Source organism: Synechococcus sp. R50.1 (assembly GCF_047462115.1).
Taxonomy (GTDB): Bacteria; Cyanobacteriota; Cyanobacteriia; order Thermostichales; family Thermostichaceae; genus Thermostichus.
The window spans coordinates 20,484-33,670 of the sequence record NZ_JANSIN010000029.1 but is presented as its reverse complement, the minus strand read 5'-3'; the positions used below and the strand labels follow the sequence as shown (position 1 = coordinate 33,670).

12 protein-coding genes and 1 pseudogene are annotated in these 13,187 nt (G+C 57.6%); 6 read left to right on the top strand and 7 right to left on the bottom strand.

All coding sequences use genetic code 11. The features are described from left to right. Positions 1-76: pseudogene (locus tag NW870_RS08730) on the top strand (photosystem II protein D2); the annotation flags it as partial. A gap of 121 nt (positions 77-197) precedes the next feature. On the opposite strand, the gene NW870_RS08725 reads toward NW870_RS08730, so the two are convergent. The 6 genes from NW870_RS08725 to NW870_RS08700 all read right to left on the bottom strand — a co-directional run bounded on the left by NW870_RS08725 (position 198) and on the right by NW870_RS08700 (position 7,050). Then, positions 198-761, bottom strand: a complete 564-nt coding sequence (locus NW870_RS08725; RefSeq protein ID WP_414374890.1) for a shikimate kinase — start codon at positions 759-761, stop codon at positions 198-200. A gap of 11 nt (positions 762-772) precedes the next feature. After that, complete coding sequence (locus NW870_RS08720; RefSeq protein ID WP_414374889.1) at positions 773-1,411, bottom strand: riboflavin synthase; 639 nt, start codon at positions 1,409-1,411, stop codon at positions 773-775. 12 nt (positions 1,412-1,423) lie between these two features. After that, positions 1,424-3,121 carry an ATP-binding cassette domain-containing protein gene (locus NW870_RS08715; protein ID WP_011433339.1) on the bottom strand — a complete coding sequence of 566 codons (1,698 nt, stop codon included), beginning with the start codon at positions 3,119-3,121 and terminating at the stop codon, positions 1,424-1,426. Positions 3,122-3,726: 605 nt separating this feature from the next. Then, positions 3,727-4,968 (bottom strand): response regulator, encoded by a 1,242-nt coding sequence (locus NW870_RS08710; protein ID WP_414374887.1) that lies wholly within the window; start codon positions 4,966-4,968, stop codon positions 3,727-3,729. Positions 4,969-5,214: 246 nt separating this feature from the next. Then, positions 5,215-5,949, bottom strand: coding sequence for a ribonuclease PH (gene rph / locus NW870_RS08705; protein ID WP_414358226.1), 735 nt, complete (start codon positions 5,947-5,949; stop codon positions 5,215-5,217). 348 nt (positions 5,950-6,297) lie between these two features. Continuing rightward, entirely contained in the window at positions 6,298-7,050 is a 753-nt protein-coding gene (locus NW870_RS08700) for a DUF561 domain-containing protein (RefSeq protein WP_011433343.1), read from the bottom strand. Between the two features lie 194 nt (positions 7,051-7,244). On the opposite strand from NW870_RS08700, the gene speB reads away from it, so the two are divergent. The 5 genes from speB to proC all read left to right on the top strand — a co-directional run bounded on the left by speB (position 7,245) and on the right by proC (position 11,840). Beyond that, positions 7,245-8,168, top strand: coding sequence for an agmatinase (speB, locus tag NW870_RS08695; protein WP_414374885.1), 924 nt, complete (start codon positions 7,245-7,247; stop codon positions 8,166-8,168). Positions 8,169-8,225: 57 nt separating this feature from the next. Next, on the top strand, positions 8,226-9,089 hold the full coding sequence (locus NW870_RS08690; protein ID WP_414374883.1) for a prohibitin family protein: 864 nt from the start codon (positions 8,226-8,228) through the stop codon (positions 9,087-9,089). A gap of 103 nt (positions 9,090-9,192) precedes the next feature. Then, positions 9,193-9,876 carry a YggS family pyridoxal phosphate-dependent enzyme gene (locus tag NW870_RS08685; RefSeq protein WP_414374881.1) on the top strand — a complete coding sequence of 228 codons (684 nt, stop codon included), beginning with the start codon at positions 9,193-9,195 and terminating at the stop codon, positions 9,874-9,876. A 579-nt stretch (positions 9,877-10,455) separates the two neighbouring features. Further along, complete coding sequence (locus NW870_RS08680) at positions 10,456-11,031, top strand: cell division protein SepF (protein WP_011433347.1); 576 nt, start codon at positions 10,456-10,458, stop codon at positions 11,029-11,031. 5 nt (positions 11,032-11,036) lie between these two features. Continuing rightward, the gene (proC, locus tag NW870_RS08675) at positions 11,037-11,840 is read left to right on the top strand and encodes a pyrroline-5-carboxylate reductase (protein ID WP_011433348.1); all 804 of its coding nucleotides are present in this window, start codon (positions 11,037-11,039) and stop codon (positions 11,838-11,840) included. On the opposite strand, the gene NW870_RS08670 is transcribed toward proC, so the two are convergent. Next, positions 11,837-13,054, bottom strand: coding sequence for an NAD(P)/FAD-dependent oxidoreductase (locus NW870_RS08670; RefSeq protein ID WP_414374880.1), 1,218 nt, complete (start codon positions 13,052-13,054; stop codon positions 11,837-11,839). The two genes, proC and NW870_RS08670, sit on opposite strands and share 4 nt — an antisense overlap. Positions 13,055-13,187: the final 133 nt, after the last annotated feature.

The window sequence follows — 13,187 nt, the reverse complement described above, 5'->3', positions numbered from 1 at the left end:
GATGGCGCCGCAGGACCAGCCCCATGAGCGCTTTGAGTTCCCTGAAGAAGTCCTCCCCCGCGGCAATGCGCTCTAAAGGAAGCCGTTCTGGTCTCGTCAGGGATCCGCTCCCGGCGAATCTTGAGTAATCAAAAATCAAAAACTAAAGAGTTCAGGGATCCCTCATGGGATCCCTTTTTGTGTTGGGCGCGAGGTGGCTAGGAGGGGATCCCATCTCGCAAGCGGGCGCGAATGGCTTGCCAGATCTGTTCAACCAACTGGGGCGGGCTAGTTTCTGACCGGATGGGCACCCGCACATCGGCTTGGGCGTAGAACGGCTCTCGCTCTTGCATCAGCTTGTACAGGGCAGCTTGGGGGTCGGGGGTTTGCAGCAGGGGGCGTTGGCCGGGATCCCGCTTGAGCCGCTGCCAAATCAGCTCGGGGGTCGCATCCAGCCAAACGGTGAGGCCATGGTGCAAGTAGCTCCAATTTTTGGGGCGCAACACAATGCCGCCGCCTGTGGCGATCACCAGCCGGGTGTAGCTGCTCAACTGGGCCAACACCTGCGTCTCCAGATCCCGGAAGTAGGCTTCCCCATGCTCGGCGAAGATCTGAGCGATGGAAGAACCCCCCACCTGCTCCACCAGACCATCGGTGTCGAAAAATTGAAAGCGCAACTGGGCTGCCAGCTCCGATCCCACGGTGGATTTGCCGCTGCCCATCATCCCAATGAGATAAACATTTACGCCGCGCAGGCGCTCAACTTCCTCGGGGTGGATCATGGGAAAGGTACCTAGATATAGCCATGCTCGGCCAGAAACTCCAGAGAAACGCTGCTCTCGGGGGGCAGCAAGCCCAGCAATTTTTCCACATACTTGCCCAAAATATCCGCCTCTATGTTGACGGGATCCCCAACTTGGAGCTGAGAAAGGTTGGTCTCGCGGTAGGTTTGGGGGATCACAGCCACCTTGAACCAGCAGCCCCCTTGGCGCACCTCAGCAATGGTCAAGCTCACCCCATTCACCGCCACGCTGCCCTTGGGCACGATGTAACGCCCGATCTCTTCAGGAACCTTGAAGCTCAGCTCCCAGGCGTTGCCGGTGGCGGCTTGATCCCACAGTTGCCCCACCCCATCGATATGGCCGCTGACAAAATGCCCCCCCAGCCTGTCTCCTACTTGTAGCGCCGGTTCCAGGTTGACTGTGCGTGGGCCGAGGGATCCCTGGCCCCAAGTCGAGCGCCGCAGGGTTTCCGGCGAAACATCGGCCAAAAATCCATCGGGCAGAATCTCCACCACCGTCAGGCAAAGGCCGTCCACCGCCACGCTATCTCCATAGGCCAACTGAGGTTGCAACCGGGGACAGGTAACCCGTAGCTGTGAAGAATTGATCAACTGGGCTGTGCCCAAACTTCGAACCAGACCCGTAAACATTGCTTTGGCTCCTTAGGTTTTGCCGGCTGCCTTTTTGGCTTTCTGTTTTTCTCGCTCTTTGGCTCGTTTTTCGGCAGCGATTCGCTCTTGTCGGGCTTTCTCTTTCTCTTCAGCGATCTTTTCTAGATAGTAGTGATAGTTGCCCTGGTAGGCGACCAACTCTCCGTTGCGAATCTCTACAATCTTGTTGGCCACTTTTGAGATAAAGTAGCGGTCGTGAGAAACAAGGATCACCGTGCCATCGTAATGCTGTAAAGCTTCTTCCAGCATCTCTTTGGCCGGGATATCTAAGTGGTTGGTGGGCTCATCCAAAATCAGTAGGTTGGCCGGCTGAAGTAGCATTTTCGCCAACGCCAAGCGGGCTTTTTCTCCCCCGCTCAAAGCCGCTACTTTCTTAAAAACGGCGTCGCCGCTGAACAAAAAGCGACCCAACAGCGTGCGCACTTCTTCGTTTTTCCAGTCGGGCACTTCGTCATGGATGGTGTCCAAGACGGTTTTGCTCAGATCCAAAGCCTCTGCTTGATTTTGCTCGAAGTAGGCAGGGATCACATTGTGTGCTCCCAATTTCACAGATCCCTCGGTAGGTTGCTCTAGGCCGGTGATAAGACGCAGCAGGGTGGATTTTCCTGCCCCATTGGGCCCCAGAAAGGCGACGCGATCCCCACGCTCGATCAACAGCTCCGCACCCAAAAACAAAATCTTATCTCCATAAATGTGCGTCAAATTCTCGATCTTCACCACCTCGCGACCACTGCGGGGAGCAGGGGGAAAGCGAAACTTGAGGGTACGCACGTCGCCAATGGGCGCTTCGACCCGCTCGATCTTTTCCAGTTGTTTTTCGCGGCTTTTGGCCTGAGTGCTGCGGGTGGCACTGGCCCGGAAGCGATCGATGAAGGTTTGTTGCCTTTCAATTTCCTTTTGCTGACGTTCGTAGGCAGCTTGTTGTGCCTCTCGCCGTTCAGCTTTTTGGAGTAGGTATTGAGAATAGTTACCCAAGTATGTCGTAGAAACTCCTCGCTCCGTCTCCACAATTTGGGTGCAAAGCCGATCCAAAAACTCTCGATCATGAGAAACAATCACCATGGGGATCGTCAAGCTCTTGAGGTAGTTTTCCAGCCACTCAATGGTCTCCAAGTCTAGGTGGTTGGTCGGCTCGTCTAGCAACATCAAATCGGGTTTTTGCAGCAGGATTTTCCCCAGGCTGATGCGCATCTGCCAGCCGCCGCTGAAGGCGCTCACCAACCGATCCCCGTCCTCCGGCTCAAACCCCGTTTCCGGCAGGATTTTCTCAATACGCGCCTCCAGTTCATAGCCATGTAAACTCTCAAATTGGCGCTGTAGACGATCTAGACGGCGCAAAAGGGTTTCCAACGTGTCCGCGTCCGCCTGCTCCATCTGTTGGGTGATTTGGGCAATTTCTTGGTGAATGCGGTTTTCCTCTTGAAAGACTGTCCAGAACTCTTCTCGCACCGTTCGGGCGGGATCCACTCCAAATTCTTGGGTGAGATAGGCGATGCGCAGGTTGGCGGGGCGGATCACCTCGCCGCTGGTCGGTTCTTCTTGCCCGCAGATAATCTTGAGCTGGGTGGTCTTTCCGGCCCCGTTTACTCCCACTAGGCCGACGCGATCCCCAGGCTTAACTTCCCAGTTCACATCCTTGAGCACCTCACCGGTGGGATAGATTTTGCTAATGTGTTCCAGTCGCAGCATAATGCTCCTTGGGGATCGGGACCAATTGGAGAAGTGTGGCGTTTTCTTTACATTCTTTACTCGATTTTACGTATTCTTGGGATCCCTGTCCATGGATCCTGAGCAATTTCTGCTTGATTTCTCCCTCTCATTGATCTTGCCGGGATCCACGACAGCGTTTAATATTTCTGGTTTGCCTTCAGAAGTGCCTGCTGAACCCTGTTCGATCTTTATTTCATGTCTTCAAGGCTTGTTTGTCGGTACCCTTAGTATGGACTCTTTTGCCAGAAGCCTTGTGAGGCTTCTCTAAGGCTTAAACGACCTCTAATGCCAGCGGGGAAAAGCCAGTTCCTGAGAGAGATTGAAGTAGCCGGTCGTGATGACAATGAGGAAGGTTGATCGGATAAGTTTTCAGTGTATGGGATGCTTACTTCGTCTCTTGTTTCTGAAATCCCCGGCAACCTATTTTTCTCTTTTGGGCATGTCCTAATGAGCTATCAATCCATTGACATTAGCAGTCAGCTCAGACAAGTTATGGTCTCTTGAGTTGACTTCTTATCTAACATAAAACCTTTGTTGATTTTGACAGGAAAGCCAATGGCGACGGGGATCAACTCAGAAGGACACTACGCCTTGGCTTGATCCTCGAGGGAACGGGGGGATCCCTGAAACAGGGCAGGATGACCTGTTCTGCCTCCCTGAACCGACAGAGGATTTTGTCTGTGGGCAGGCGGCTGTTGGGCCAGAAGCCGCTTCACCTCTGCATTAAGCTGACTTTCGTTGAAGGGCTTGGTCAAGTAGGCGGTTGCCCCCGACCATTTGCCGCGGATGCGGGCCAGCAGACCATCGCGAGCGGTAACCATCAGGATGGGAAGGGACTTAAACTCTTCTAAGCTGCGCACAATGCGGCAAAGCTCTAGACCATCGATCCCCGGCATGGCGATATCCATCAACAACAGGTGGGGCCGATGCTGAAACAACAAAGGAAGCACCTCGGCGGGGTTGCCCGTTGTAATCACCTGATAGTTGGGCAAATACTGCCGTAGGATTTCCTGCATCACCACGCTGTCGTCCACCGCCAAGATGGTTATCGGGTTGTGGCGCTTGGTCTGCAGCAGCTCTTGGGGTGTTTGTAGGCTGACCAAACCTTTTTTCGCCCAGGAGGCAAAGAGATTGGCCACCTCCAGCCGATCCCGGCACAGCTTCTTGGCGATTGCTTCCAGCGACTGGCCATCTTTGGTGAGGGTGTGGAGCTTCTGTCGTTGCTCATCGGTGATGCGGTAGCGGTTGACCCGTTCCCAATTGACCACCGGCACCGCCAACAGGGTTGGGATCGCCACCTTCAAATCTGCCCAGCGATCGTGGCGCCGGGCGGCTTCTTGCAGCAGCGGCTCCAACTCAAACCCGCCAATGGGGGCCTCTTGGGCGACCTGCTCCTGCACCTCAAAGTAACAGGTGCCTGCCCGTTCGAATAGGTGGCGGTCGAAATCGGTAAGCAGGTTGAGCCACAGGGCATCTTCCAGCTCCCCCGGCTTGAGCAGGCCCAATTGCGTGATAGCCTCCAGCAGCTCAGGTAAGGAATGGTCTTTCATCAAGCGCTCTTGTACCACCGAGATGGCCCGCTGTGGCCATTCCAAGTTGAGGCGAGGAATAAAGCGGGAGAGTCGTTTCAGCAGGATTTGCGTGTTGAGGGGTTGATCGGCAGAAAAAAGCAGCCTGCCGTGGTAGTAGGTCAACACCCAGGGTTCCGCACCCTCAGAGGGATCCAGTCCCTTGAGGTGAATGTGCAGATATCCAGTGGTAAACCGCCAACCTTGCTGCCTGAGCAGTGGCGCAAGTTCCTCCGAGCCGAACACAAAACGGGACATGCAGCGTTCTCCGGGCCAACTTCTTCAGGCCAAATGAGCAGCGATTCACCTCAGCCACACGCTCAAACCGTCGAAAGGAGAGCTTCAGAGAGCTCACTTATTTTAACAACTGGCTGATCTTAGCTTTCCCGGCCATTCCTTTACAGCAAGGGAATACCGCTTTGCCAACCAGGATATACACCCATGCAATCCCATATGCAGTGCCTTGAAGGATTACCATTGCAAGGCTAGGGTCCGGCTATGGCTCTATCTTTCTAAATTGAGAGCCTGCCGTTGGGCTTGTAGCAATTCTTGGATCCCGGCTTGGGCCATCTCCAACATTTGCAACAGTTGCGGGCGACTGAAGCAGGCGGCTTCGGCAGTGCCCTGGATCTCGATGAAGGATCCCTGCTCGTTCATAACAATGTTCATGTCCACCTCGGCTTGGCTGTCTTCCACATAGCACAGATCCACAAGTACCTCTCCCTGCACAATTCCTACTGAAAGGGCCGCCACCTGCTGCCGCAGCGGGGATCCCTGGGCCGGATCCAGCGCCCCCTGTTTGTACAGCCAAGTGATGGCGTCGTGCAGAGCCACATAGCCCCCTGTGATCGCGGCGGTGCGCGTTCCGCCATCGGCCTGCAGCACATCGGCATCGACGGTGATGGTACGGGATCCCAGCTTGCGAAAATCCAAGGCGGCGCGCAGACTGCGCCCGATGAGCCGTTGAATCTCGGCAGTACGGCCCGATAGTTTCAACATTTCCCGCGGCTGTCGTTGTTGCGTGGCTCCGGGCAACATGCGGTACTCAGCCGTCAGCCAGCCTTGGCCGGTGTTCTGCAGAAAAGGGGGAACTTCTTCGGCCACACTGGCGGTGCAAAGGACATGGGTATGGCCGAACTTGACCAACACCGAGCCAGGGGCATAGCGGGTAAAGTGGCGCTCAAAAGAAACCGGGCGCAATTGAGCAGCGGTGCGATTATCTGGGCGTTGCCAGCTCATGGACAGTTCAAAAAGGGATCCCTCGCATTGTCAACCATGTCTGCCCAATGCGGCTCAGGACTTGGAATCTTTGCAGAACATGACTGGGGCGACGGCTGCGGACGGAATTGGTCTGGGAAGGCAAGGACGACAAGTGTAGCAACCGCCGCAAATTGGATATTGCCGGGTATGCCACCTCTACGCGGAAGAAAGTGAAGCACTTGTGAGCAGCAAAACTTCTAGCGGCTGATCTCAACCCTCAGCTGCCCTACTTACCTACTTATTCCCTGCTTGTCCAAGAAAATCTAAAAAAAATGCACCAGCGCACGCTGGCGCAAGAGGGTCAACTTTTACCGGTCAGACATCGACCTAGACAAGGGCAGGGATCCGAGATCCTCCCAAGGCCTCCACCAATGCCCGCACTTGAGCCACCATGGCCACTTCATCCTGGAGCCGGCTGACAGCTTTGCCCACCCCTACACCTGAAGCGCCGGCAGCAATGGCCAAGCGCACTGTTACCGTCGAGAGGCCGGAAGCGCAGATAACCGGTACCGAGACGACACGGCTAATTTCATAGGCGGCGGCCAAGGTGGGGGCAGCCTTCTCGATCAGGCCCAGGGATCCCCCGTGAACCGGCTCGGCACTGGTGCTGCCCTCGGTTTGGATGAGATCGGCTCCCAGATCCTCCAGTTTCTCGGCCAATTCTGCCTGTTGATTCAGAGGCAGAGTGTGGGGAACGGTTACCGACAAGAGCGTGCGGGGCAGAAGAGAGCGGGTTCGGCGGGTAAGGTCTAGGACTTCCGCTGCGGAGAAGATGCGGCCTGAAGGGTAGAAGCTGTCGTAATTGCCGATCTCGGCCATGTCTGCTCCTGCCTGTACGGCTGCGGCCAACTGCTGCGGCTCCACCGCCGACACACAGATGGGCAGATCGATCTGGGCGCGTACCCGCTGCACCAATTCGGGGCTGGCAGCGATATCCACCCAAGTGGCCCCTCCCTGTTGGGCGGCGCGGGTGATGCTCAGAACCGACTGCAGGTCGAAGTTTTGTAGACCGCTGATGATCTTGAGGGCCCGACGTTGGGCCAGAGCGTCGAAAAGAGCAGCGTGAGAGGCAGTGGTCATAGGCTCGTCAGCTTGTGGAAAGGCAGTCTAAGAGGAGTGAAAACAAATGGCTGCTAAAACTGGGCTTGGGGAAGCCTTTGCTCAGTCTAGAGGGTTTGCCTCAATCCCACAAGGGATCCCTCTTTACCCCATCATCCCAGTCCTTTTGGCTCACCACAATTCTTCAATAGATTCAATAGAATAGGGATCCCTTCTTGCAAGCCATCATGTATCGCTCTCCCTTCCCCTTCCTGGGCCTGCCTGAGCCGGATCCGGAGATGGCCCAAGCAATTCTCCTGCCCGTCCCCTACGAGGCCACCACCTCCTATGGCAAAGGCACCGCCAAAGGCCCTCAGGCGCTGTTGCAGGCTTCTGCCTATGTGGAGATCTACGACGAGGTACGGGATCGCCAGCCAGCTCTTCACCCCGACTTCTCGGAAGAGATCTCCCGCTACTGGACGGCCCCCCCGGTGGAGTTGGAAGGTCTGGGATCTTCCGCCCAGGAGCTGGCTATGGCCGAAATCCAGCGTCGCGCTGCCGAGTGGGTGAGACCGGGGCGGTTCCTGCTTTCCATCGGTGGGGAGCACTCCATCAGCGGGCCGCTGATTGCTGCCCACCTGCCCCATTATCCGGAGCTGCACGTCCTGCAAATCGATGCCCACTGCGACCTGAGAGATAGCTACGAGGGATCCCGCTATTCCCATGCTTCTGCTATGGCCCGCGTGGTGGAGCAAGTGGGCAGCCGCCTCACCCAAGTGGGGATCCGCTCCATCTGCGCCGAAGACCGCCAGACCATTCGCGAGCGCCGTCTGCACACCTTTTTTGCCCACAGCCTGCACACCAAGCCGGCCCAGGAGTGGATCCCAGAGGTGATTGCCACCTTGGGCCCCCAGGTTTACCTGACGGTGGATGTGGATGGGCTGGATCCCGCTGTTGTGCCGGCCACCGGTACCCCCGAACCCGGCGGCTTGGGCTGGTGGGAGACGGTGGAGCTGATTCTGGCACTAGGACAGCAACGGCAAATCATCGGCGCCGATGTGGTCGAGCTGTCGGTCACGGGAGAACGGGAAACCGATCGCCGCAGCGCCTTCACGGTCGCCAAACTGGCCTATCAGATCTTGGCTGCGGCCTTGGGTTAAGCTCAAGAAGAGCTTGGCCGGCCATCCCCGGGGCACCTGTTCGAGTTCTTTAGGTTTTTGGGTAACACACCTGTGAAATCGGCCCACCCCCGTCGTCCTGCTTTTGAACTTCCCGCTTTGTCCTGGATTCCCTTGGTGGGTGGGGCATTGCTGCTGATCCTCTTGGCCACCTTGCTGCAGTGCTTGGTGGTGGTGCCTGCCGGCACACGGGCCGTGGTGTTCAACTCCCTGACGGGGCTGAAGCCGCAGCCGCTGGGAGAAGGGCTGCACCTCCTGCTGCCGCTGGTGGAAACGCCTATCTTCTACGACGTGCGCACCCAAACCTACACCATGGCCTCTCAACGCTCCGAAAACCAGGGGGATGATGCGTTGAAAGTGCTCAGCGCCGACGGCCAGCAGATCTCCCTCGATGTCTCGGTGCGCTTTCGCTTGGATCCCGACCAAGTGGCCCACCTGCACCAGACCATTGGCCCTTCCTACGTGGACAAAGTGATTCGCCCAGAGGTGCGGACGGTGGTGCGCAATGAACTGGCTTTGCACCGCGCCATCGCCGTTTTCTCGGAAGAACGCGAGCAGATCCAGGAAAATGTGGAGCGGCAGCTCTCCAGCATTTTTGCTGAGAATGACCTGATCTTGCAAAACGTGCTGCTGCGCAATGTCCGCTTCTCCGACCAATTCCAAACGGCCATCGAGCAAAAGCAAATTGCCGAGCAAGAGAAAGAGCGGGAACGCTTCCTCGTGGAAAAAGCAGAGCTGGAAAAACAACGATTGGTGATCCTGGCAGAAGGAGAAGCCCAAGCCATTCGCCTCCAGGGGGAAGCCCTGAAGCAAAACCCAGAAGTGGTGCAGTTGGACTACGCGCGCAAACTGGCGCCCGGCACCCGCGTGATCATCTCCCGACCGGATCCCTGGCAGCGGTAGCGGACAGCCCGTTGGCTCTGGGTTCTGCAAAAATCTATCCCAGAGCATTGTTGCCAATTGGAACGAGAATGGGGATAGAGATCCCCGGCCTGCTGACCTGACGATGCCCCTTGACGAGCAGCTCATCCACAGCCGCATTCAGGCCATCCGAGCCCAGATCCCAGACCATGTGGAGATCATGGCAGTGAGCAAAGGCTACAGTGCCGACCACATCCGCGCCGCCTATCGGGCCGGGATCCGCCACTTTGGGGAGAGTCGAGTGCAAGAGGCCGCCGTCAAACAAGGGCAACTGCAAGATCTGACCGATATCGTCTGGCACTTGATCGGGCATCTGCAGACCAACAAAGTCAAACCGGCCCTCAAGCAATTTGCCTGGATTGACAGCGTCGATAGCTTGCGCCTGGCCAAGCTGATCAACCAAAAGGCTTGGGAGCTGCACCTCACCCCCAAGCTTTGCCTGCAGGTTAAATTGGCTCCGGATCCCAATAAGTTCGGCTGGCTCATCCCCGATCTGTTGCAGAGCCTCCCCGAACTGAACCAACTGCTGCAGGTGCAAATTGTGGGCCTGATGACCATTTTGCCTTTGGGCTTGAGCTCAGAGGCGGCCCTAGACCTGTTTCGCAAGCTGGCCGAACTGGCCGATTACATCCAGCGCAGCGGCTATGAACATCTGCAGGTGCACACCCTCTCCATGGGCATGTCCGACGATTACCTCCTGGCGGTGGCAGCAGGCTCTAACTTGATCCGGCTGGGGCGCGCTTTGTTTGCCGACGCCGAGCAGGAATAGATGTGACCTCTGTGAAGCCGTTAAATTGTGATTAAATTTTGTGTAAAGCCGTGCAACTCCCCAGTCGCCCTGCGGGGTACCTTCGGGGCGAGAGTTTGGCTTGGCTCGATCAAAAGCGGGGGGATCCCGCCCAGGATTTGCCCTATTGGGGAAATTTTGGGGAAATTTGTAATCATTTGCGTTACTTCCGTTAACGTGGGCTCAATCCAGACGGGGAGCAGAGTTCAATCCTGCCAAACAACGGCTTGGCAAGTGAGATGACATCTTCACTTCTTCTGGGTAAACTCTAGTCGTCGAATCAATGGGGTTTTGTTAACCTGCGTTAGCCCCCACTCGCTTCGGCAGCTTTCTGAGCAAACCCTGTCTCAGCCTATTGAAAGACTTTGACCGAGAATAAAAGGACGCCCCCTAGCTTGAGTGAGCCACTCAGGATCCAATCAAGAGCCTGAATCCTGCGCTCGCCGTAAACCCATGACCTGTAGTGAGGATGTGCATATGAATGTCAATGGAATCTGGAGCAGGGTAAGAGATTTTGTGGGTCTGAATGATCCCGTGGACGGCCTGGAGGAGTACTCTGAAATGGAAGGGCAGGATGATTACCAACTGCTCTACGAGGGACGCCGTTCCCAACCGGCTGCTCCCCCCGAAGAGGAGGAAGTGAGTACCCTTCCGCGAGGGCGGCGGCAACGGGGAGTGGAAGCGGGGGAGGGCTCTGCCGGTCGAGAAGAGTCGCGGGGCCATCGGCGCAGTCAGCATCGGGATCGCTCAGCAGGGGGCAGTATGGGGAGCAACGTGATTGGATTACCGGGCGTAAACCCACCCACCAGTGAAGTGGTGGTGATGGAGCCGCGCAGCTTCGATGAGATGGCTCAGGTTATCCAGTACCTACGGGAGCGCAAGACGGTGATCATGAACTTGACCCTAATGGATCCCGCTGAGGCGCAGCGCTCTGTGGATTTCGTTGCCGGCGGCACCTACGCCATCGATGGCCACCAAGAGCGCATCGGAGAGAACATTTTTTTGTTCACCCCCAGCACGGTGATGGTTTCCACCCCCAGTAGCCAAGTGGTGCAGCCGCTGCAGCGCCCTTTGCAAAGCCCTACCCCCCTCTGGCCCAGCACCTATGAGCATCTGCAGGCAGTAGGTCAGCACTAGTTGCTATGGAGCGGCCACTGCTAAGTGTTATCGGGGGTGGAGCCATGGGATCCGCCCTGCTGCGGCGTTGGGTAGCTGTGGGAGTTTATCCCGCAGCGCAGGTGGCCTTGCGGGAGCCTGATCTGGATAAGGCTGTGGCCCTGCAGCAGGAGCTGGGTATCCGATTGTTGGCGGATCCATCCCAGGCGGGAGAGTCTGAGATTCTGTTTCTGGCCGTTAAACCGCAGCTCTTCCCGACAGTGGTGGCTGAGATGGGCCGGCTGTCCGCCACAGAGCTGGTGATCTCGATTATGGCCGGGATCCCCTTGCAGCAGTTGCAGCAGGCTTTTCCCAAACAAAAGGTGGTGCGCACGATGCCCAACACGCCGGCGCTGGTGGGGGCGGGCATAACGGCCATCAGCTACGGGCCAGGGGTGACGCCTATGCAGGTGGAGCAGGTGGAGAAGCTGTTTCGCGCGGTGGGCGAGGTGGTGACGGTGGCCGAAAGCCAGATGGATGCGGTGACGGCACTTTCGGGTTCCGGGCCGGGGTATCTGGCGGTGATTCTGGAAGGGCTGATCGACGGAGGGGTACAGGTGGGGCTGCCGCGTCCCATTGCTACCCAGTTGGCCCTGCAGACCTTGGCGGGTACTGCTGCCCTCTTGCAGCAAGAAAATCTGCACCCTGCCGTTCTCAAAGACCGGGTCACCAGTCCAGGGGGGACGACCATTGCCGGGATCCAAGCCTTGGAGCAGGCGGGGGTGCGGGGAGCCCTGATGCAGGCAGTGCGAGCGGCCTACGAGCGCTCTTGCCAGTTACAGGGATCCTAGCGGGCCAGCAGCCCTTGCCAGAGGGGGCGGGTGATCCAATTCCACCCCACCTTGAGCTGGTGTTCTAGGGTGGGCAGGCGCACCAAATAGGCAGTTCGCCGCGCCAAATAGCCCAGGGGGCCGGTCAGGGTGAGGCCGCCAAGGGCAGAAAGCACCGCCGTATCCACCCCCAGGCTGAGCATTTCCCCCAGAGAAAAGTAGCGAAAGGGCAAGAGAGGCCGCTCCTGGGTGAGCAAAGCCCACAGGTTCCAGGCGCAATAACCGGCCTGTTGAAAAGCCGCTTGGGCTGTGGCCGGCACCGGCTTGCCCTCCGCATCCACCACCGCTGCTGCATCTCCCAAGGCAAAGATCTCTGGGAAGGTGGGGGTTTGTAGGGTGGACAAAACCTGTAGCCGTCCCCGCTCCGTTTTGGGCAGATCCAAATTGGCAATCACCGCTGCCGGTCGGGTTCCGACAGTCCACAGCACAGCATCCACAAGATCCGTAGCAATCTCCTGGCTCTCCAGTCGCTGGAGCTGCAGACGGAAGGGAGGGGCGCCGTTCTCGCCAAGGGCCTCGATGCCCAAGACCTTGGTTTGCAACTCCACCTGCACCCGCCGTTGGGCCAGCGCCTCTTGGGCCGCCTCCCGGCTGGAGAGAGCAAAGCCGGACAAGATTTGGGATCCCAACTCGATGAGGCGGATCCGTCCCCGCCAGCCCAGCCGATCCGCCAATTTGCAGGCCAATTCCACGCCACTAGCCCCTGCTCCTGCAATGGCCAGAGCCACAGGCTGAGCCGGATCCCGGTCTTCCAACGCCTTCAGGTGGGCGCGCAGCCGCTGAGCATCTGCCAGGGTGCGAAAGGGAAAAGCAAACTCCGCCGCTCCCGGAACGCTCTCCAGAGGGGTTTCTCCCCCCAGCGCCAGCACCAGCGCGTCGTACTCCAAGCTTTGCCCATCTTCCAGCTCCACGCGGCGGGCTTGAGGGTCAATGGCCTGGACAGATCCGCGGCGAAACTGCACCGATCCCAGGGGCAGCAGATCTTGAAAACGGGGGGCCACCTCCCAGTCTTCCATTTCTCCGGTGAGCAGCTCATAAAGCAGGGGGGCAAAGACGAACCGCTCCTGCCGATCGACCAAGGTGATCTGGGGTGGTTCTGGCCAGGGTTGCCGGCTCAGTTCCAAAGCTGTGTACAACCCGCCAAAGCCGCCCCCAAGAATGCAAATGCGATTCATGCTCGGATGGTTCACGTGACGTTATCAGACGTTATCAAAGTTGCGCGAAAGGCCCCGACTTAACAATCACACCCTGCTGATGCAGAAGGGGCAACGAGGGATGGCCCACCTTGGGCTTGAATTGATTTAAACT